The 19,755-nt window shown below is 63.5% G+C and carries 26 protein-coding genes; 18 read left to right on the forward strand and 8 right to left on the reverse strand.

Annotation, left to right across the window (positions count from 1 at the left end):
* The 3 genes from LZ012_RS18775 to LZ012_RS18785 form a co-directional block, all read left to right on the forward strand.
* Positions 1-210 (forward strand): NAD(P)(+) transhydrogenase (Re/Si-specific) subunit beta (locus LZ012_RS18775; protein ID WP_275712491.1); only part of this gene is annotated, 210 nt, incomplete at its 5' end.
* A 256-nt stretch (positions 211-466) separates the two neighbouring features.
* Positions 467-1,867: a nitrogenase iron-molybdenum cofactor biosynthesis protein NifE gene (nifE, locus tag LZ012_RS18780; protein ID WP_275712492.1), complete on the forward strand. Its 1,401-nt coding sequence runs from the start codon at positions 467-469 to the stop codon at positions 1,865-1,867.
* Positions 1,868-2,018: 151 nt separating this feature from the next.
* Complete coding sequence (locus LZ012_RS18785) at positions 2,019-3,629, forward strand: methyl-accepting chemotaxis protein (protein ID WP_275712493.1); 1,611 nt, start codon at positions 2,019-2,021, stop codon at positions 3,627-3,629.
* A gap of 75 nt (positions 3,630-3,704) precedes the next feature.
* On the opposite strand, the gene LZ012_RS18790 is transcribed toward LZ012_RS18785, so the two are convergent.
* From LZ012_RS18790 to LZ012_RS18810, 5 genes are all read right to left on the reverse strand, one after another.
* Positions 3,705-4,256 (reverse strand): RBBP9/YdeN family alpha/beta hydrolase, encoded by a 552-nt coding sequence (locus LZ012_RS18790; RefSeq protein ID WP_275712494.1) that lies wholly within the window; start codon positions 4,254-4,256, stop codon positions 3,705-3,707.
* A gap of 18 nt (positions 4,257-4,274) precedes the next feature.
* Complete coding sequence (locus LZ012_RS18795) at positions 4,275-4,763, reverse strand: DUF6714 family protein (protein ID WP_275712495.1); 489 nt, start codon at positions 4,761-4,763, stop codon at positions 4,275-4,277.
* 111 nt (positions 4,764-4,874) lie between these two features.
* On the reverse strand, positions 4,875-5,387 hold the full coding sequence (locus LZ012_RS18800; protein WP_275712496.1) for a YybH family protein: 513 nt from the start codon (positions 5,385-5,387) through the stop codon (positions 4,875-4,877).
* Positions 5,388-5,706: 319 nt separating this feature from the next.
* Entirely contained in the window at positions 5,707-6,087 is a 381-nt protein-coding gene (locus LZ012_RS18805) for a hypothetical protein (RefSeq protein ID WP_275712497.1), read from the reverse strand.
* Between the two features lie 291 nt (positions 6,088-6,378).
* A complete protein-coding gene (locus tag LZ012_RS18810) occupies positions 6,379-6,591 on the reverse strand; it encodes a hypothetical protein (RefSeq protein ID WP_275712499.1) in 213 nt (70 codons plus the stop codon).
* On the opposite strand from LZ012_RS18810, the gene LZ012_RS19825 reads away from it, so the two are divergent.
* The 10 genes from LZ012_RS19825 (at position 6,520) to LZ012_RS18855 (ending at position 11,797) form a co-directional block, all read left to right on the forward strand.
* Positions 6,520-6,684 (forward strand): chemotaxis protein CheB, encoded by a 165-nt coding sequence (locus LZ012_RS19825; RefSeq protein ID WP_420839556.1) that lies wholly within the window; start codon positions 6,520-6,522, stop codon positions 6,682-6,684. The genes LZ012_RS18810 and LZ012_RS19825 overlap by 72 nt on opposite strands.
* A complete protein-coding gene (locus LZ012_RS18815) occupies positions 6,624-7,445 on the forward strand; it encodes a chemotaxis protein CheB (protein WP_275712584.1) in 822 nt (273 codons plus the stop codon). The genes LZ012_RS19825 and LZ012_RS18815 overlap by 61 nt, the downstream gene beginning before the upstream one ends.
* A 311-nt stretch (positions 7,446-7,756) precedes the next feature.
* Positions 7,757-9,163: a nitrogenase iron-molybdenum cofactor biosynthesis protein NifN gene (gene nifN, locus LZ012_RS18820; RefSeq protein ID WP_275712500.1), complete on the forward strand. Its 1,407-nt coding sequence runs from the start codon at positions 7,757-7,759 to the stop codon at positions 9,161-9,163.
* Positions 9,126-9,605, forward strand: coding sequence for a NifB/NifX family molybdenum-iron cluster-binding protein (locus LZ012_RS18825; RefSeq protein WP_275712501.1), 480 nt, complete (start codon positions 9,126-9,128; stop codon positions 9,603-9,605). The genes nifN and LZ012_RS18825 overlap by 38 nt, the downstream gene beginning before the upstream one ends.
* The gene (locus tag LZ012_RS18830) at positions 9,605-10,072 is read left to right on the forward strand and encodes a SoxR reducing system RseC family protein (protein WP_275712503.1); all 468 of its coding nucleotides are present in this window, start codon (positions 9,605-9,607) and stop codon (positions 10,070-10,072) included. The genes LZ012_RS18825 and LZ012_RS18830 overlap by 1 nt, the downstream gene beginning before the upstream one ends.
* The gene (locus tag LZ012_RS18835) at positions 10,065-10,526 is read left to right on the forward strand and encodes a NifX-associated nitrogen fixation protein (protein WP_275712504.1); all 462 of its coding nucleotides are present in this window, start codon (positions 10,065-10,067) and stop codon (positions 10,524-10,526) included. Before LZ012_RS18830 ends, LZ012_RS18835 begins: the two co-directional genes overlap by 8 nt.
* 16 nt (positions 10,527-10,542) lie before the next feature.
* Entirely contained in the window at positions 10,543-10,761 is a 219-nt protein-coding gene (locus LZ012_RS18840) for a CCE_0567 family metalloprotein (protein ID WP_275712506.1), read from the forward strand.
* On the forward strand, positions 10,758-11,027 hold the full coding sequence (gene fdxB / locus LZ012_RS18845; protein ID WP_275712507.1) for a ferredoxin III, nif-specific: 270 nt from the start codon (positions 10,758-10,760) through the stop codon (positions 11,025-11,027). Before LZ012_RS18840 ends, fdxB begins: the two co-directional genes overlap by 4 nt.
* Positions 11,028-11,032: 5 nt before the next feature.
* The gene (locus tag LZ012_RS18850; protein ID WP_275712509.1) at positions 11,033-11,377 is read left to right on the forward strand and encodes a hypothetical protein; all 345 of its coding nucleotides are present in this window, start codon (positions 11,033-11,035) and stop codon (positions 11,375-11,377) included.
* A 3-nt stretch (positions 11,378-11,380) separates the two neighbouring features.
* Positions 11,381-11,797 (forward strand): hypothetical protein, encoded by a 417-nt coding sequence (locus LZ012_RS18855; RefSeq protein ID WP_275712510.1) that lies wholly within the window; start codon positions 11,381-11,383, stop codon positions 11,795-11,797.
* Here LZ012_RS18855 and LZ012_RS18860 read toward each other — a convergent pair.
* Both LZ012_RS18860 and LZ012_RS18865 read right to left on the reverse strand, forming a co-directional pair.
* Positions 11,794-12,387: a glutathione S-transferase family protein gene (locus tag LZ012_RS18860; protein WP_275712511.1), complete on the reverse strand. Its 594-nt coding sequence runs from the start codon at positions 12,385-12,387 to the stop codon at positions 11,794-11,796. The two genes, LZ012_RS18855 and LZ012_RS18860, sit on opposite strands and share 4 nt — an antisense overlap.
* Before the next feature lie 28 nt (positions 12,388-12,415).
* Positions 12,416-12,967: a pyridoxamine 5'-phosphate oxidase family protein gene (locus LZ012_RS18865; protein WP_275712512.1), complete on the reverse strand. Its 552-nt coding sequence runs from the start codon at positions 12,965-12,967 to the stop codon at positions 12,416-12,418.
* Positions 12,968-13,083: 116 nt separating this feature from the next.
* Here LZ012_RS18865 and LZ012_RS18870 point away from each other — a divergent pair, with 116 nt between their 5' ends.
* Positions 13,084-13,980, forward strand: a complete 897-nt coding sequence (locus LZ012_RS18870; RefSeq protein ID WP_275712513.1) for a LysR family transcriptional regulator — start codon at positions 13,084-13,086, stop codon at positions 13,978-13,980.
* Between the two features lie 10 nt (positions 13,981-13,990).
* On the opposite strand, the gene LZ012_RS18875 is transcribed toward LZ012_RS18870, so the two are convergent.
* On the reverse strand, positions 13,991-14,479 hold the full coding sequence (locus LZ012_RS18875) for a hypothetical protein (protein WP_275712514.1): 489 nt from the start codon (positions 14,477-14,479) through the stop codon (positions 13,991-13,993).
* A gap of 344 nt (positions 14,480-14,823) precedes the next feature.
* Between LZ012_RS18875 and LZ012_RS18880 the strand changes: the two genes are divergently transcribed.
* The 4 genes from LZ012_RS18880 (at position 14,824) to LZ012_RS18895 (ending at position 19,699) form a co-directional block, all read left to right on the forward strand.
* The gene (locus tag LZ012_RS18880) at positions 14,824-15,147 is read left to right on the forward strand and encodes a HesB/IscA family protein (protein WP_275712515.1); all 324 of its coding nucleotides are present in this window, start codon (positions 14,824-14,826) and stop codon (positions 15,145-15,147) included.
* A gap of 12 nt (positions 15,148-15,159) precedes the next feature.
* Positions 15,160-16,056 carry a Fe-S cluster assembly protein NifU gene (nifU, locus tag LZ012_RS18885; protein ID WP_275712516.1) on the forward strand — a complete coding sequence of 299 codons (897 nt, stop codon included), beginning with the start codon at positions 15,160-15,162 and terminating at the stop codon, positions 16,054-16,056.
* Positions 16,057-16,098: 42 nt separating this feature from the next.
* On the forward strand, positions 16,099-17,322 hold the full coding sequence (gene nifS / locus LZ012_RS18890; RefSeq protein WP_275712517.1) for a cysteine desulfurase NifS: 1,224 nt from the start codon (positions 16,099-16,101) through the stop codon (positions 17,320-17,322).
* Between the two features lie 220 nt (positions 17,323-17,542).
* On the forward strand, positions 17,543-19,699 hold the full coding sequence (locus tag LZ012_RS18895; protein WP_275712518.1) for a TonB-dependent receptor family protein: 2,157 nt from the start codon (positions 17,543-17,545) through the stop codon (positions 19,697-19,699).
* The last annotated feature ends 56 nt before the right edge of the window (positions 19,700-19,755 follow it).

Genomic DNA, 19,755 nt, shown 5'->3' on the forward strand with positions numbered 1-19,755 from the left:
GCCCGCACCGACAAGGCGAGCCCGATCTACGGTATGCCGATTCTGAACGCCGACATGGCGCAGAACGTGATCGTGATCAAGCGCGGGAAAGGCACCGGTTACTCCGGCGTCGAGAATGCACTGTTCTATACCGACAACTGCCGGATGCTGTATGGCGATGCCCAGCCTATGGCCGGGGAGATCATTCAGCATCTCAAGGCGATGGGGTAGGGCAGAAGCCACTCCCCGCAATGCTCATTCCCGCTCCCCAAGGGTACTTCCTGCGGGGCGCGGCGGCGGGAGTCCAGCGATGACCCTCTCCCATCCTGGATTCCCGCTTGCGACCAACGGAAGTCCCTGTGGGGCGCGGGAATGACCGTTTACAGCAGCCATTGTCGGATTTGCGACAACGCAGCAGTCTGTAAAATCAACGACATACGTTTGGCACGCATTTCGCTGAATCGTCTCCAGATCATTGGAGAACGCCATGAAAGCCAGCGATATCCAGGCCCTGCTCGACGAGCCGGCCTGTAGCCACAACAAGAAGGAAAAGTCGGGCTGCGCCAAGCCCAAGCCGGGGGCCACTGCCGGCGGCTGTTCCTTCGACGGCGCGCAGATCGCGCTGCTGCCCATCGCCGACGTTGCCCACATCGTGCACGGGCCCATCGCCTGTGCCGGGTCGTCGTGGGACAACCGGGGCACGCGCTCGTCCGGCGTCACGCTGTACAAGATCGGCATGACCACCGACCTGTCGGAAACCGACGTGGTCATGGGGCGCGGCGAGAAGCGGCTGTTCCACGCCATCAAGCAGGCCATCGACAGCTATGCGCCGAAGGCGGTCTTCGTCTACAACACCTGCGTCACCGCGCTGATCGGCGACGACGTCGGCGCCGTCTGCAAGGCGGCCACCGAGCGCTGGGGCGTGCCGACCGTGCCGGTCGATGCGGCCGGCTTCTACGGCACCAAAAATCTCGGCAACCGGTTGGCCGGCGAGGCCATGTTCAAGCACGTCATCGGCACCCGCGAGCCGGAACCGGCCAAGCAGCGCGCCGACGGCCTGCCGACCTACGACGTGAACCTGATCGGCGAATACAACATCGCCGGCGAGTTCTGGCATGTCGCGCCGCTGTTCGACGAACTCGGCCTGCGCATCCTGTGCACGCTATCCGGCGATTCGCGCTTCAACGAGGTGCAGACCATGCACCGGGCAAAGGTGAACATGGTGGTCTGCGCCAAGGCTCTGCTCAACGTGGCGCGCAAGATGGAAGACAGTTTCGGCATCCCGTTCTTCGAAGGCAGTTTCTACGGCGTGGCGGACGTCTCCGCCGCCCTGCGCGATTTCGCCCGCCTGATCGACGACCCCGACCTGACGGCGCGCACCGAAGCCGTCATCGCCCGCGAGGAAGCCAAGTCGCATGCCGCCCTCGAACCGTGGCGCCGGCGCCTCAAGGACAAGCGTGTTCTGCTCTACACCGGCGGCGTCAAATCGTGGTCCATCGTCTCGGCCCTGCAGGACCTGGGCATGAAGGTGGTCGCCACCGGCACCAAGAAATCGACGGAAGAGGACAAGGCCCGCATCCGCGAACTGATGGGCGAAGACACCAAGATGATCGACGACGGCAGCCCCAAGGCACTGTTGTCGACCTACCACGAGTACAAGGCCGACATCCTGATCGCCGGTGGCCGCAACCTCTACACGGCGCTGAAGGCGCGCATTCCCTTCCTCGACATCAACCAGGAGCGCGAATTCGGCTACGCCGGCTACGACGGCATGGTCGAACTCGCCCGCCAATTGGCGCTGTCGATGGAAAGCCCGGTGTGGGAAGCGGTGCGCCGGCCGACGCCGTGGGCGGCAGGCAAGGGGCCGGGTAGCGTGTTGAGTGCATAGCGGGGCAAGTCGGTCTGCTTGGCAATAAAAAGTTTGAAATATGTCGAAAGTTATATATCCTTCAGGATAGTTTGGGGTCAAGGCCACCGCCGGCGACTCCCTGACTTGAAAACATAAAAATCAAACGGATATCGCCCACGGAGACCCCTAAATGTCCATCGCCCGTCGCCTGATTCTTTTGCTCATCGCATCGCTGGCAGCGCTGCTTGTCATGACCCTGGTCAATCTGCAGCAGATGAACAAGGTGTATCAGTCTGCCAATTACGCGAACGAAAACATCGTTCCCAGCTTGCTGGTTCTCGACCACGCCCTGAATGAATTCGCTCATGTCCGGGTCCGGGTTTATCGCCACGTGCTCAATACCGACCCCAAGGTGATGGCCGACATCGAAAAAAAGGCCTTCGAAGCAGCAGAACAGGTGGATAAGGCCTTGAAGAGTTACGAGGCACTGCTAGCCAATGATGAAGATCGTCGCCTGCTCGAAGAGGAAAAACGTACCTTTGCCGACTACATGGCCGGGACGCGCCAGGTGCTGGAGGCGTCGAGCCACAACCAGAACGACGAGGCGCTCAAGCTGCTGACCCAGAATGTGGGCAAGGCCGAACACTTCAACGATGCCCTGCAGGCGCACATGCGCTACAACGAAAAAATGGGCCGTCAGTCGGCTGAGGAAGGCCTGGCAACCAAGCAGACAGCAACGATCACCGGCATTGTGGTCGTACTCCTTGCGTTGCTGGTGGTCGGCGGTCTGACGCTGCAGATTCGCGGCAGCATCGTTTCCCGTCTAGGTGAAGCGAACCGCTTGGCGGAGCGGGTGGCCGGCGGCGATCTGACGGGCGGTGGTTCGGTGTCGCAGGGCAGTGATGAGCTGGGCATGCTGATGCGCACCATGGAAAAGATGCGCAGCGATCTGGCGGTGACGGTGTCGCAGATCGCCGGCAGCACGAATTCGCTGGTGGCGTCGGCCGCGCAATTGTCGACGGCGGCCCAGCAGGTGTCGGTCAGTACGCAAAGCCAGTCGAGCGCCACCGCATCGGCTGCCGCTGCAGTCGAGCAATTGACAGTCTCCATCGACCACGTCGGCACCGGGGCCCAGGACGCCAATGCCCGGGCGCATGATGCCGGCACGGCCGCCATCGAAAGTGCCCGCGGTGTCGACAACGCGACCCGGCAGATCGGTCGCGTCGCCGAGCGCGTCGAGGAAACGGCCCAGCAAATCCAGGTGCTATCCGAGCAGGTGCATCAAATCGGCAATATCACCACAGTGATTCGCGATGTGGCGGACCAGACCAACCTGCTGGCGCTCAATGCTGCCATCGAAGCGGCACGGGCCGGCGAGCAGGGGCGCGGCTTCGCCGTCGTTGCCGACGAGGTGCGCAAGCTGGCCGAGCGCACGACGCAATCGGTGCAGGAAATCAGTTCGGTGATCGCCAATATCCAGAACGGTGTTGCCGGGGCGGTACACAGCATGCAGGCGAGCCGTGAGGTGGTCGGCGAAGTGGTCGATGTCGCCCACAGCGCGAGCGCGTCGATGGCCGGTATCCAGACCGCAACCGAAACGGCGCGCGAAGCGATCGCCGGCATTTCGGATGCGCTGCACGAGCAGCGGGCCACATCGACGGAACTCGCCCGCAATGTCGAATCCATCGCCGTGATGTCCGAGGAAAACTCCGCCGCCGTCGCTTCAGTGGCCGATACGGCGCATCGCCTGGCTTCGGTATCGGACCAGCTCGAAGCCGCCGTTTCCCGCTTCCGCGTCTAGGCTGTCGGCAGAAATACCAACGGCGCGAACCGTCCGCGCCGTTGGCTGTCGTTCGCCGTGTGGGGCATCGGCGAACTACTTGTCCTGATTGCCGCGCAGCAATTCCTGCAGCAACGCCATTCCCTCCGGCCATGCGCCAAGCCCGGATTCGGCGTTGATGTGCCCGGCCCCGGGGATGACCACAAAGCGGCTGCCCCAGCACTGCGCAAAATGCTCGGCGCGCCCGATATCGACATACGGATCATCGGTACTTGCCACGACCGTACTGGGGAAGGGAAAGCGCATGTTCGGCACCGGGCTGAAGCCGCGCACCTCGGGCGGCGTATGCGAGGGCGATTCCACGTCGGACGGAGATACCAGCAATGCGCCCCGGGCGTGCTGGCCGAATTCCCTGGACCAATGGGCGACAAGACTGCAGGCCAGGCTGTGGGCCACCAGAACAGGCGGTGTTTCACAGGCGGCGACGTGTTGCTGGAGTGTCGCCACCCACTCTGCCAACTGTGGGTGATCCCAGTCTCGCTGGACCACCCGCCGGAAGGACGGCCCGGACGCTTCCCAGATGCTCTGCCAATGCGCCGGCCCCGAGTCGCCCAGACCGGGAAGGATGAGAACGGGGGGAGTGGTCATGATGTGCAGTCCATTTTGTTATTCCGATATTTCGTCATTCCAGATTTCCCATGCGCGGATGGCATCGTCGGCAAGGCATTCCTGGTCCAATTGTTCGGCTCGCGTTTCTATGATGTGGCGGACGAAGGCTGCTACAGCCTTGCGCTGGGCGGCGGAGCATCCCATGACCCGCACATTCGACGGGCCGTCCGAGATGAGATGCCAGAAGAATTGAGCGGCGTACCAGCTATGGCCATCCGGCGGGCTCTCGACGACCAGTCGGGCCAAACCGGGCAGGTAGTAGCGGAACCCTTCCGGAGAAACAAAGCAGATCGGATCCCAGCCCGGATTTCCAACCTCCTGCAGCGTAACGGAATCAGGAGTCCGAGAAGCAAGTGTTTGATTGTGCTCGGCGCATTCCTCGCAATGCTGATAGTCGGTGAAGTGCGCGGGACGTAGGCAGTCCTGAAATGCCTGACGCACCGATTCAAGTGTTTTCGAGTCGTTTGCTTGGAGAATCGGTGGCATTGGGATATGAGTGCTAATGCTTGAGGTGACGAACGGCCGGAATGGCGCAGCCATAGAGGCCGCGGGCAAGCGCAGCGTACCGGCGTTTCTTCGCGAATGGGAGCTTGGGCGTCATTTGGACCCCGGAGCCAGCATGTTGGCATCGCGTGCCAGAACCCATTTTCCGTTCTGTCGCTTGAGAATCGTCAGCGTGTGGCCGGCGCGGGTTATGGATGGAGCGCCGGGCGGAGTGATCACGACCCTCAGCGTCTGCCACATGAATGCCCAGTCCCCCAAAATCTTGATTTCGTGAATCTCACTTGATCCGTCGAACTTCGGTGCATCTGCACCGGTCTGCGCCTGTGCGGCCGCGGCAAAGTCGGCTTTTCGCATGGGCGGCTGGCCAGTCACGAGAAAGACGACATCGTCGGCCATCAACGACAGGATGGTCTCGATGTCAACCGCCTTGCTCGCCGCCATCCAGGCTGAAACGAGCTGTCTTATTTCCTGTTCATCATTCTGCATGTGCGAACCTTTGCTATGAAATCCGATGTGAGAATTCAGCTGACGGTCGGCTACAGTATGGCGTTGGACGACAAAATCAAAACACCATTTATAGCGGCGTTTGTTGTCACGGTGGAGCATCAAGTCGTCGCACAGGGTCGGTGGTTATTTCCTTGCCCAACTATGCCGGCATAGATACTAAAAAGCCCCAAGCCTGCGATGGCTATTGGCGGCGAGGATATTGAAATAGGAAGTAAGCCGACTAGCCCAGTCGCCGGGCCATTTTGGCCGCGCCCTCAGCGTTTCCGCCTAGGAGGGCTGCATGGTAGTTGGCGAAGCGCTTCTTCATACGGCCGCATGGCGCAGCCGAGTCATCGGCGGTGCGCAATGGCGCCGATGCCTGACATGAATGCCGGCTTGGCGGTGGAGACGACCGCCAAGCCGGCTGGCAGATATTGCCTCAGTAAGTCCTGTTGCTCTCCGAACCGGAGTTTTGGGGGGTACTCGGTGATTGTTGTCCGCCCATCTGGCCCTGGTCGCGGGTTTCGCCGCTGACGCCGGCGGCGCCGCGTTGTTGCTGGTCGGTTTGCCATTCCGCGGTGGAAATCTGCTTGTCGTGGTCGGTGTCGACCGACGAGAAACGGCGGGACAGGCCTGGCGAGGCCTTGGCTTCACTCTGGCTGATCTGGCCGTCGTTGTTCTTGTCCAGTTGCTTGAACTGGGACATGTCGCCTTGTGTGGAGGCCGACTGGCCGGTAGTGCGGCCCATGTTGTCCGCTGCCGATGCGGCAAACGGAACCGCGGCGAGGAGAATCAAGGTGGCGATGGTTTGGCGTGTCATGGTGTTGACTCCTATGGTTGAACAGTTGGAAACGTCCTTAGCTCAGCTTGCGGCTCCTGCTGGCCACGCTTCCGGGAGGAAGCGCCTGAACTGGTTTTCATCGTAGGCGTCGCGCCGTTCCGGGGCTGTCGGACGCTGCTGAATTCACTGTCGGACGTGTCCTGCATGGGTGGGTAGCCGCCAGGCCGATGCAATCAGCCAGTGACGGGATGGGCGACGTGGGGAGGCGGGCATCGCGATTGCACGCCAGTGCTGCGTAGATCGCAACGAGGAGAAGGTTGATGCAACGGATCAGCAGGAATGCAGACGGCGTGCAGGCGGGTTGCGGCCGAGGTCGGTCGCCAATGACGGCGGCCCGGCGACCGCCCGCTTGTTCAGGAGGCTGCCATGGCACACCGTGATGTCGTCGTGATCGGCGCCTCGGCCGGCGGGGTGGAGGCCTTGCAGCGACTGCTCGGCGGTCTTTCGCCCGATTTGCCGGTAGCGGTGTTTGTGGTGTTGCACATGCCCCCTACCAACGTAGCGAGCTTGCCGCCATTCTCGCCCGGGCAACTGCGTTCCCCGTGGTCGACGCCAGTGATGGAGCGCCGATCGTGAGGGGGAAGGTGTGCGTGGCGGTGCCAGACCGTCATTTGCTTTTCGACAAAAATCGCCTGCGGATTACCCGCGGTCCCAAGGAGAACCGTACGCGTCCGGCCATCGATGCGCTGTTTCGTTCGGCGGCGTTCAACTTTGGTCCGCGCGTCATCGGCATCATCCTGACCGGGACCCTTGACGACGGGACGGCAGGTTTGTGGGCAGTCAAGGATCGCGGCGGAATCGCCATCGTCCAGTCGCCGTCCGAGGCCGTCTTTTCATCGATGCCGGAGAGTGCGCTGCGCCACGTGGCTGCCGACGCCGTTCTGCCCATCTTGGACATGCCGGCGGCCATTGCCAGGTTTTCTGCCGAAACGCTGCCCGAAACCGAAATCCAAGCTTCGCCGATTATGGAAATTGAAACCCGCATTGCCATGAATGAAGATGCCTTGAATGAAGGCGAGCTGCAGTTAGGGCCGTTGTCCCGGTATACCTGTCCGGAATGTAATGGCACCCTGATCCAGCTTGCCGAACAGTCCCTTGTCCGCTACCGCTGCCATGTGGGCCATGCCTATTCCCCGCAGACGCTATTCGGATTGATTACCGAGCAAATCGACATGGCTTTCTCACAGGTACTGCGCGCCATTGAAGATCGGACGCGGTTGTTGCGGGATTTCAAACATCAGGCGAGCGCCGCTGACGCAGTGGAGCGCTACGCCAAACTGATCGCCGAAGACGAGGGATTGGCGCAGCAAGTGCGGGCATTGTCCAACAATCAGTAGCCGGGAGCGCCGATTGGGCGCTTGCTCGGGGTGTTTCGCGGGGTTTGCTGCCTTTTCGGAAACATGGCCGCGTTGCTGGCAAGTAATCATTTCTACACAGCCTTTGTAAATCAGGGCCTCGGGCAGCCTCCGAACTTGTTACTTCATCTCGATGCTACGGATGATGCGGCGCGTGAGTGCGGCAGCGCGTTGATCACGCATTTGTCGTGTTTGTGACAGACAAAAAATCATTATGCTATTGATTTTATGAGTAAATAATTGTGGCTCGCTCCTTGCTATGAGCTAAGCAATCTCAACGGGGCGATGTCCACATGGCTGAAATCATCCAATCCAAGAAGGCGCTGGCGGTCAATCCGCTCAAGGTCAGCCAGCCTATTGGCGCTTCGCTCGCTTTTCTCGGCCTGGCCAAGAGCCTGCCGCTGATGCACGGCTCGCAGGGGTGCACGGCGTTCGGCAAGGTCTTCTTCGTGCGCCATTTCCGCGAGCCGATCCCGTTGCAGACGACTGCCATGGATCAGGTGTCGACCATCATGGGCGCCGACGAGAACATCATCGAGGCGCTGCGTACGCTGTCCGACAAGAGCAAGCCGGACATCATCGGCCTGGTCACCACCGGCCTGTCCGAAACGCAGGGCACCGACATCCATCGGGCGGTCAAGGATTTTCGCGTCGCCCACCCGGAATTCGCCCATGTCGCCGTGGTCCCGGTCAATACGCCGGATTACGTCGGCTGCCTGGAAAGCGGCTACGCGCTGGCCATCGAATCACTGATCGCCACGCTGGTGCCGGAAAGCCGGAGCGCCGGCAAGCGGCCGAAGCAGGTCAATGTGCTGGCCTCGGCCATGCTGACGCCGGGCGACATCGAGGCGATCAAGGAGTGGGTCGAGGCTTTCGGCCTGCGCCCCATCGTCGTGCCCGATATCGGCGATTCGCTGGACGGCCATCTGGTCGAGGCGGAAACCTCGTCGCTGACCATCGGCGGCACGCCGCGCTCGGAAATCGAGATCATGGGCGAGTCGGCGGCGACGCTGGTGGTCGGCCCCTCGCTCAACAAGGCGGCCGACGTATTGCACAAACTGACCGCCGTGCCCGATTACCGTTTCGCCGGCCTGATGGGCCTCGACGATTGCGATGCCTTCACCCAGGCGCTGGCGGACATTTCCGGCAATCCGGTGCCGGCCCGCATCGAACGCCAGCGCGCCCAGTTGCAGGACGCCATGGTGGACAGCCATTTCATGATCGGCTTCGCCCGCATCGCGCTGGCCGCCGACCCCGATCTGCTCGGCATGCAGGTCCGTTTCCTAACCGGCATGGGCGCCGAGATCGTCAGTGCAGTCAGCCCGCACAAGCACGACAGCCTGGCCGGCCTGCCGATCGCCAAAGTCATCGTCGGCGATCTGGAAGACATGGAGAAGGAGGCCAGGGCAGGGGAGGCGCAACTGGTCATGGCGAACTCGCATGCCGCCGAAACGGCCAGCCGCCTGGGGCTGCCGCTCCTGCGCACCGGTTTCCCGCAGTACGACCTCGTGGGCGGTTATGCCCGCACCTGGGTGGGCTACCGCGGCACGCGGCAGGCCTTGTTCGATCTCGCCAATCTCATGCTGGGGCAACATCATGAACTCGAACCTTATCGCTCAATCTACTGGGCCGACGACCGCGACGCTGGAGTCGGCAAGCAACATGTCCTCGCGTCGGCTGCAGCTGGTCTGGTCCATTAGGCAGGAGCCGGAAGCCGTGATCAAGGTCGCCTTCGCGTCGACGGACCGCACCCGGGTCAACCAGCATTTCGGCGCCGCCGAGGGTTTCGCCGTCTTCGAGGTGACGCCCGAGCGGGCCACCCTGGTCGGCGTCGCCGAATTCGCCGAGGAGGCGATGGACGGCAACGAGGACAAGCTGGGCGCCAAGGTCGATTTCCTCGACGGCTGCGCGGCGGTGTACGTCATGGCCATCGGCGGCTCGGCGATCAAGAAGCTGATGGCCAAGGGCATCCAGCCGATCCGTGTCGACGAGGTCGATGCCATCGACGACCTGCTGCTCGACATCTCGAAGGCGATGACCGAGGGCGGCGTCGCCTGGATCGACCGCGCCATCGCCGCCCAGACCAAGGCCAAGTCGGAAGACCGTTTCGCGTCGATGGCCGAGGAAGGCTGGGAAGGCTGATGGGCGCGCCCCTGATCGAACACCGCGGCGTCGTGCAGCGCGTCGACGATGGCGTGGCGCTGGTCGCCGTGGAAACGGCCGGCTGTCCCTCCTGCGCCCAAGGCAGTGCGTGCGGCGTCGGCAAGATGGCCGCCGGCCGCCCGGCCACGCTGCTGACCATTCCCGTCTCCGCCGACATCAAGGCCGGCGACTTCGTGCTGATCGGCCTGCCGGAAAGCGGGCTGACCCTGCCGGCGCTGCTCGGCTACCTGTTTCCCGCCTTCGCCATGCTCGTCGGCGCCTGGCTGGGAGCCTGTCTGGAAGGCAGTGACGGCAGCACGGCGCTCGGCGCCATCGCCGGCTTTCTCGGTGCGCTGGCCGTCGCCCGGATCGTCATCGGGCTGGTGCCCGGCCTGACGCCGGCGCCCCAATTGAAACCGCTTGCCAACCCATCCACCCCATTCCCCAAGGAGCACTACCATGACTGAAGCCATCGCCGCCGATCCCATCCTGGAAACCGATTTCGTCAAGGAGATGGCCCGCCAGATGCGCGCCCTCGACACCTACGGCACCTACCAGGGCTGGAGCGTCGAAAAGATTCTCGATCCCTACGTGCTGACCAAGGAGCGCAAGGCGGAAATCCCGCTCATCGGCGATCCGGACGACGAGACCATTTCCCGCGTCAAGGCCTTCTACAACGCCGTCGCCGTGTTGATCGAGAAGGAATGCAAGCTTCTCGCCGTGCCGCTGGTGCACCTCACGCACGAAGGCTTCGGCCGCGCCCTGATCACCGTCGGCAAGCTGGTCGCTGTCGACCGCACACTGCGCGACGTGCACCGCTTCGGCTTCGCCAGCCTGTCCAAGATGAAGGACGAGGCCGACAAGATTCTCGGCGTTGCGCTCGAACGCATCGGCCAGTACCCGGCGGTCGCCGGCTTGTAATTCCTCCGGAGGCACCATGTCCGACGATGAAATCGCCGCCCTCGACAAGGAAGTGAAGAAGCTGAAGCGCATCGCTTCCGAATGGGCTTCCCAGATGCACGACCTCGTGGAAGACCGCCTGCCGGCGGCCTACCAGGAGATTCCCGGCCTCGCCCAATCCACCTTCGACGCCTGCCAGGCCTGGGCCGACGCCCATGCCAGGCTGAGCGCCGCCCAGAAAGGACAACCTGCATGATTACCGGCCTCACCCGCGGCGGCGTCGAATGGACGCCGCAATTCGCCACCAACCTCGACCAGGCCAAGTGCATCGGCTGCGGCCGCTGCTATAAGGTCTGCCCGCGCAACGTGCTCGATCTGGTAGAGCGTGAGCTGGAGGATGACGACGACAGCGACGACGACAACATGATGGTCATGTCGCTGGCCAATCCGCTGGACTGCATCGGCTGCGGCTCCTGCGGCCGGGTCTGTCCGAAGAGCTGCTACACGTACGCACCGGCCTGAAGACCATGACGCAGCGGCCCGATCAGGCTTTCGGCGAGGCGGTCTGCACCGCCCTGCGCGGCCAGGTCGAAAAACTCGGTTTGTCGATCGGCCCGGAGCCGGTATGGGCGGCCGCCAGCTTCGAGGAAGCGGTCGACCCGTTCTCGCAGGAAACTAGTGTCGTGGCCTACTGGCGCGGCGGGGCGCGCTTCGGCAAGGCCAGCTTCTTTCCGGACGGCCGCGTCTTTGCCGAGTACCAGGTTCTGCTGCCGTCGCCGAGCGATGCGGAGCGTTACATCGACACTGTGCAGGTCTGGGGCAATGCGGACAAGCTGCGCGGCGAGGCCGTCGCAGCCGAATACGCCCGCTAAGTCATGCCAGTTTTGCCTCGCCTGATCCTGCTGCACAAACAGAAGACGAGCGGCCGCGTTCGCTTCCTGTGCTTCAGCGCCGGCATTCTCGCCTTCGGCCCGCTGCCGGCGCTGGCCGCGCTGCGCGACGAGGATTACTCGCCGACCGTGCAGTTCCACCCGACCGCCGTAGTGCGCGAGGCGGAAGTCCATCTCGGCTTGCCGGAGGGCGCCATCGAACCGGAAGCCGAGTTTGCCGCCTGGGTCGATACGCCGGAAGGCGACGTGCCGGTCCTGCTCGCCGCCTTTTCCGCCACCGACCCGCCGTTCGCTGCGGCCGAGCGGAGCAACGGCCGCTTCATCGCGATGACCGAGTCCCGGCACCTGAGCGACGTCGAGCGCCAGTTGCTGCGCCGGGCCTACGAGCACGTGCTGGGCTAGATGCCGGGCATCGGCACGAAGCCGGGCAAGGCCTTGATCCGCTCGATCCATTGCCGGATGTGCGGGAAATCGGACAGCGAGACGCCACCTTCCGGCGCCAGGGCGACGTAGGGGAAAACCGCGCAGTCGGCGATGGTCGGGCGTTCCAGGGCCAGCCAGGCGTGGCGCGACAGGTGGGCGTCGATGAGCGGCAGAATGCGGGCGGAACGGCGCAGGGTGTCGGCCTTGTCGAGTTGGTAGCCGAATTTGTCCACCAGGCGGGCGGCGCCGGGGCCATTCTGGATTTCGTTGGCCGACGTGGACAGCCACTGCATGACTGTTGCCATGCCGGTGGCGTCGCCGGGCAGCCAGGTCTCGCCGGCATAGCGGCGGGCGAGATAGACTAGGATGGCCTGAGAGTCGCGCAGCACCACCTCGCCGTCTTCGAGGATGGGGATTTCGCCCCACGGGTTGAGGTCAATCAGCGGCGGGCGCTTGTGTTCGCCGGCCAGGAAATCTACGGCGACGATATCCAGCGGAATGCCGGCCAGCGCGGCAAACAGACGGACTTTGTAGCAGTTGCCGGACAAGGACAGGTCATACAGTTTCATGGGTGGCTCCTTTGCTTGGGTGGGGTTTTCATGACGTGAAGCCGCGTTCGGCCAGTTCGTCCAAGGTGTAACGCGGGGTGATGAATTTCGAGCAGTTCCAGTCGAAAGCGGCGACGCGGACGAGCATGACCCGTTCGGCAACCGGCGCGCCGGGGTCAGAGACGGCGCTCAGCACGGCCGGGTCGGCCTCGGCGGCCGGGCAGACCGCGATGGTGCCGAGGATTTTGAGGCGCCGGCGATGCGGGTAATCGACCAGGATCAGCGCGGCTTTCGAGTTCTCCATCAGGTTGCCGACGCTGACGAACTGCCGGTTGCCGCCATAGTCGGCAAAGGCCAGCAGCGACGGCTCGAGCACCTTGAGAAAACCAGTTGCCCCGCCGCGATGCTGGACATGCGGCCAGCCGTCCGAATTGACGGTGGCCAGGTAAAAACTGTTGCGGGCGGCGATGAAGGCGCGCTCTCCGTCTTCCAGTTCCGGTATTTCGCCTGCGGCCGTCACCGGCGCTTCCTGGCCGTTGTAGCGGCGCTGCTCGGCGCGTACGCCGGGCGTAAAGGCGAGATGGGCAAAGTGGCGGGACATGGTGGGCTCCTCCTTGCGAAGAGTCAGATGATGGAGCCATGTTGCGGCATTCATGGAGTGCAATAAATAGACTGGATCGCATTTGATTGCTGCTAAAACCGGATTAATATCGCGGCATGGACAAGTTCAAGGCCATGAGCGCGTTTGTGCATATCGTCGAAGCCGGCAGCTTGACCGGCGCGGCGGAGCGCCTCGGCATTTCGCTGACCGCCGTGGTGCGCACCCTGGCCGCGCTGGAGCAGGGGCTGGGCGTCCGCCTGCTCAACCGGACCACCCGGCGCATCGCGCTGACCGACGAAGGCCGCGAATATTTCGAGCGCTGCCGCCACCTGCTGGCCGATCTCGAAGAAGCCGAAAATGCCTTGAGCGACCGCCAGCTCACGCCGAGCGGCCGGCTGGCCATCACCGCCCCGGTGACCTTCGGCCGCCTGCACGTGGCGCCAGTGGTTACCGATTTCCTCGTCGCCTATCCGGAAATGCGGGCCCGGCTGCTCTTGCTCGACCGGGTCATCGACTTGCTCGAGGAGGGCATCGATCTGGCCATTCGCATCGGGCCGCTGCCCGACTCGTCGCTGGTCGCCATTCCGTTGGGCACCACCGGCCGCGTCGTCTGCGCCAGCCCGGACTACCTGGCCCGCCAGGGCGTGCCGCAACGCCCGGCCGACCTGGCCGAGCATCGCACCGTCCGCTTTACCGGCATGGGCAACGGCAGCGACTGGTTCTTTGCCCGGGGCGGCGAAACGCAGAAGGTCGCCATCGCCGACACCTTTGCCGCCAACCAGGTCGATGTCGCCCTCGATGCCTGCCGCAAGGGACTCGGTTGCGGCTATTTCCTCGGCTATCAGGTCAGGGAGTTGGAGGCCAGCGGCCAACTGGTGCGCATCCTGCGCGACTGGGAGCCGGAACCGGTGTCGGTCAGCCTGGCATACCCGCACAGCCGGCTGCTGTCGCCACGTATCCGCGCCTTCGTCGATTGGGCGACGCCCCGTTTGCGGGAGTGCCTGGCCGGATAGGCACCGGGGTTCAGTCGTCGGTGCTGCCGTCCAGTTCGGCGATTACCGACGATGGAACGGGCAGGCCGGCGGCGAGAGCGGAGCGCACCGCCAGGCGGTGCGCGGCCCGGTGGGCGCGCAAGCCGCGGCGGGTGAAGCCCTGCACCACGACGCCCGGCGGCAACACGGTGCCGCCGCGGTGCTCGGCTGCGGCCAGGATGAGCGGAATCGACAGGCCGCGCCCACGGTGCGCTCGGGCGATCCACAGGTAGGAGCCGGCGTAGAAGCCGACGATGCGCTTGTCGGCGAGCAGCAGCGAGTGCGGTGTGCCGGCGACGTGGCCGACGGCGTAACTGCGGTTGCAGCCGATCGGCCGCAATATGGTCGGCACCTGTTCACGGGCCGCCAGATCGGCCAGGATCGTCGCTGCCTCGTCATCGTCCACCCGCATCGTATCGGACGGGTGATGGATGCCCGGCCCGGCAAATTCGGCAAAGCTTCTTTCCCAGATGCTGGTCATGCTCGTTTCCCGTTCGTGCGTTTGTCCATCGGTTGCCTTGGTGGTGCAGGTTCCGTACCCGGTGCCTGTCGGAAACGGCCGACACGTCGGCCTCGCCGGCTGTCGATCTCCGAAATGCTTGTCCTGTCTGCATTTTAACGGGGGCTATGACTACGGAGGCGGGCCGCAGGTTCCCTTGTCGCAGTAGCGTGGGAATCCGACAAAAGGCGGCTTCCATGGCCTTTGTCGCAAACATGACAAAGCCGGAGGTGTTGCCAAGCCATTGAAAAAAATAGGTTTATCTCTGCTTTGCCGCGTGGCATGCCCTTTGCGAGAAGAGGGCATCAACCCTTGGGAGAACCGACATGATCAATCTGACCCCCGCCGCCGTGAAAGCCGTCCAGCGCTTCATCCGTGGCTCCGAAACGCCGGTCGCCGGTCTGCGCCTGATGATCTCCGGTGGCGGCTGCTCCGGCCTGCAGTACGGTATGAAGCTGGAAGCCGAAAAGGCCGACGACGACTGGGAACTGGAAGTCGAGGGCGTCAAGCTGCTGGTCGACCCGATGACCTTTCCGATGATCGACAACGTCACCGTCGATTTTGTCGATACGCTGACCCACACCGGCTTCAAGTTCGACAACCCGAATGCCAGTTCGCAGTGTTCCTGCGGCTCTTCCTTCTCGGTCTAAGGAGCGCACGCCATGTGGGAATACTCAGACAAGGTCCGCGAACACTTCTTCAACCCGCGCAACTCCGGCCCGCTTGAAGAGGCCAACGGCATCGGCGACGTCGGTTCCATCCAGTGCGGCGACGCCCTTCGCCTGATGCTCAAGGTCGATCCGGCAACCGAGATCATCGAGGACGCACATTTCCAGACCTTCGGCTGCGGCTCGGCGATCGCCTCTTCTTCGGCGCTGACCGAGATCATCAAGGGCATGACGCTGGATCAGGCGCTGGAAGTCTCCAACCAGAACATCGCCGACTACCTCGACGGCCTGCCGCCGGAAAAGATGCACTGCTCGGTGATGGGCCGCGAAGCCCTGCAGGCGGCCATCGCCAACTACCGCGGCGAGGAGTGGTCGGACGACCATGAAGAGGGCGCCCTGATCTGCAAGTGCTTCGCCATCGACGCCGTGATGATCGAGGATGTGGTCAAGGCCAACAACCTCAATACCGTCGAGGAAGTGACCTTCTACACCAAGGCCGGCGGCGGTTGCGCGGCCTGCCACGAGGGCATCGAGGAAATCCTCGCCCAGATCAAGGCCGAGCGCGCCGGCCCCGGCGAAGTGTCGCCGCCGCCGGCCTGTCCGGCGACGCCGGAGGCACCGAAGCCGCCAAGCAAGAAGCTGTCGATCGTCGAGAAGATCGCCAAGATCCAGGAAGTGCTGGAGTCGGTCCGCCCGATGCTGCAGCGCGACCACGGCGACGTCGAGCTGGCCGACGTGCAGGGCAAGAAGATTTATGTGCATCTGAAGGGCGCGTGCTCGGGCTGCATGATGGAAGCGGCCACCCTGGGCGGCATCCAGCAGAAGATGATCGAGACGCTGGGCGAACTGGTCCAGGTCCTGCCGTCGTCGCACATGCCCGTAGAGGCCTGAGTCGAACACCCCCGTCACAACAGAGAATCCGAGGACCGCGCCATGGAAACGAAACCGATCTACCTGGACAACAACGCCACGACGCGGGTCGATCCCGCCGTGGTCGAAGCCATGCTGCCGTTTTTCACCGAGCACTTCGGCAATGCCTCGTCGATCCACGCCTTCGGCAGCGAAGTCGGCAAGGCGCTGAAGAAGGCGCGCAGCCAGCTGCAGGCGCTGCTCGGCGCCGAGCACGATTCGGAAATCATCTTCACCTCCTGCGGCACCGAATCCGACTCGACTGCCATCCTCTCCGCGCTCAAGGCCCAGCCCGACCGCAACACGGTGATCACCACCAACGTCGAGCACCCGGCCATCCTGACCCTGTGCGAATGGCTGGAGAAGGAGGGCTACATCGTCCATAAACTCAAGGTGGACAAGAAGGGCCGGATCGACCTGGACGAATACAAATCCCTGTTGAACGACCGCGTCGCCATCGTCTCGGCGATGTGGGCCAACAACGAGACGGGCACCATCTTCCCGGTCGCCGAAATGGCCGAGCTGGCCTCGGCCAAGGGCATCATGTTCCACACCGACGCCGTGCAGGCCGTGGGCAAGATTCCTATCGACCTGAAGAGCACCAAGATCGACATGCTGTCGCTGTCCGGCCACAAGCTGCATGCACCCAAGGGCATCGGCGTGCTCTACCTGCGCCGCGGCTGCCGCTTCCGCCCGCTGCTGCGTGGCGGCCACCAGGAGCGCGGCCGGCGCGCCGGCACCGAGAACTCGGCGTCCATCGTCGGCCTCGGCATGGCCTGTGAGTTGGCCCTGCAGCACATTGAGGCCGAGAACACCATGGTCAAGCGCCTGCGCGACAAGCTGGAGCAGGGCCTGCTCAGCCAGATCAGCCACTGCTTCGCCACTGGCGATGCCGGCGCCGGCGGCAACCGTCTGCCCAATACCAGCAACATCGCTTTCGAATACATCGAGGGCGAGGCCATCCTGCTCCTGTTGAACAAGCTGGGCATCGCCGCCAGCTCCGGCTCGGCCTGCACCTCCGGCTCGCTCGAACCGTCGCATGTCATGCGCGCCATGGGCATTCCCTATACCGCCGCCCACGGCACGATCCGTTTCTCGCTGTCGGTCTACAACACCGAGGAAGAGATTGACCGCGTCATCGCCGCCGTACCGCCGATCATCGCCCAATTGCGCAAGCTGTCGCCCTACTGGGGCGAAAAAGGCCCTGCCGCCAATCCGCAGGACAGCTTCGCTCCCACCTACGCCTGACGGCCACCGTCTCTCTCTGCAGCAACTCGGTTAGGCCCCGGAAGCGATTCCGGGGCCATTTTTTCATTCGGGCCTGGAAATTGGTCCGCAGCCCGTTTCTACACCGTCTCATGATTTTCTGTAGGCTACTCGGGAGATCATTTGGAGGCGCGAGGTTGAGGCGATCCGGATAATCGACCCGGGGTAACGGCGAGCTTGCCGAAAAAATACAGGAGACAAAATGACAACCCAACTTCCGAATCGCATCGCCCGGCCCAGCCGGATGGTCGCACTGCTGGCCGCCACCTTTCCCGGGCTGGCCATGGCAGATGCCGTGGTGAGCCTCGACGCGGTCGTCGTGACCGGCAGCCGCGTCGAGCACAACACCTTCGACCTTCCGGCCGCCATCGACGTGGTCGATGCGGCGCGTATCGGTGCCGATCAGGCCCGCGTCAATGCTTCGGAAGCGCTGGCTTCGGTGCCCGGCGTGACGGTCCAGAACCGCCAGAACTACGCGCAGGATTTGCAGATTTCCTCGCGCGGCTTTGGTGCCCGTTCGGCCTTCGGCGTACGCGGCATCCGCCTGGTCGCTGACGGCATTCCGGCCTCGATGCCGGACGGCCAGGGGCAGGTTGCTTCCTTCAACCTCGACCGCGCCGAGCGCATCGAGGTCATGCGCGGCCCGATGTCGGCCATGTACGGCAACCATGCCGGGGGCGTGATCCAGATGTTCACGCCGGACGGTAAAGGCGCGCCGACTGTCGAAGGAAATTTTGCCGCCGGCAGTTACGGCACCTGGAAAACCGACCTCAGCGCCCAGGGCGAGGTCGGCGGCGTCGGCTACGTGATCGACGCCTCGCGTTTCGCCACCGACGGCTACCGCGACCACAGCGCTGCGGAGCGCGACCAGACCATGGTCAAGCTGACCTTCCGGCCCAGCCAGGACGGCAAGCTGACCTTCATTGCCAACACCTTCCGCCAGGATGCGCAGGATCCCCAAGGTCTGCAGTGGTCCGAATTCAGGGCCAATCCGAAAGGCGTGGCGCGGGATACGTCGGGCAATTACCCGGCATTGATGTTCGATACCCGCAAGAGCATCGACCATACGCAAGGCGGCCTGACCTACGAACATCGCTTCGGCGACCAAACCGTGCAGGTCTCGGCCTATGCCGGCCAGCGGTCGACGACGCAGTACCAGTCCATTCCGATCTCCACCCAAACTTCGTCGGCTCGCCAGTCCGGTGGCGTGATCGATTTCGATCGTGATTTCGCCGGCTTGTCCGGCCGGTGGACCGGTCGCTTCGGGTTGGCCGGCGGCCGCCTGACAACCAATATCGGCTTCGACTACGAGCAGGCGACCGATGATCGCCAGGGCTATGAAAACTTTGTCGGCAGCGGTGCGCCGGCCAACTGCGTTGCCAACATCTGCGGCATCACCGGCCGCCTGCGCCGCAACGAGGAAGATCGTGTCGCTACCTTCGACCAGTACGCCCAGGCGGAATGGCAGGGGGATCGCTGGACATTCAGCGGCGGCTTGCGCCACAGCCACATCGCCTTCCGGGTGGATGATCGTTATCGCAGCGGCGTCAATGGCGACGATAGCGGTCGCGTCAGCTACGACAAGACCACCCCGACCGTCGCGGCGATGTATCGGGTGACCGACGCCTTGAATGTTTACGCCAGCGCCGCCCGCGGCTTCGAGGCGCCGACCTTCAACGAGATGTTCTATTCGAGCGGTGGCGGCGCCTTCAACTTCTCGCTGAAGCCGGCAACCAGCACGCACTATGAAGTCGGCGCCAAGGCCCTGCTCGGTGCGAACAACCGTCTGGATGTGGCACTGTTCGAGATCAAGACGCAGGACGAACTGGTCGTCCTGTCCAGCACCGGCGGCCGCACGGCCTACCAGAACGCCGGCAAGACCGAGCGGCAAGGCGTGGAAGTGGCGCTCGACAGTCGCTGGGGCGAGCAGGTAAGCAGTCGTCTCGCCTACACCTTCCTCGACGCGCACTATGCCGAGAACTTCTCAAGCTCAGGCGGAGTCGTCACGGCCGGCAGCCGGCTACCCGGTATCGCCGCCCACAACCTGTTTGGCGAACTGGCCTGGAGGCACAAGCCGAGCGGATTCCATGCTGCCGTCGAGGGCATCGTCCGCGACAAGGTCTATGTCGAGGACAATAACGTTCGCCAGGCAGCACCCGGCTACGCCATCGCCAATCTGCGCGTCGGTGTCGACCGCCAGTACGGCCCGCTCAGCCTGCGCAGCTTTGTCCGCCTCGACAACGTCTTTGATCGCCAGTACGTTGGTTCGGTCATCGTCGGCGACAGCAACAATCGCTTCTACGAGTCGGCGCCGGGTCGCAATTGGCTGGCAGGTGTAAGCGCCCGTTACGCATTCTGAGTTGTTTCCCCTCCCAAAAAAACCCGGCCCGTGCCGGGTTTTTTTTGTTTTCCAGT

The organism is Dechloromonas hankyongensis (assembly GCF_022012295.1).
GTDB classification, from domain to species: Bacteria; Pseudomonadota; Gammaproteobacteria; order Burkholderiales; family Rhodocyclaceae; genus Azonexus; species Azonexus hankyongensis.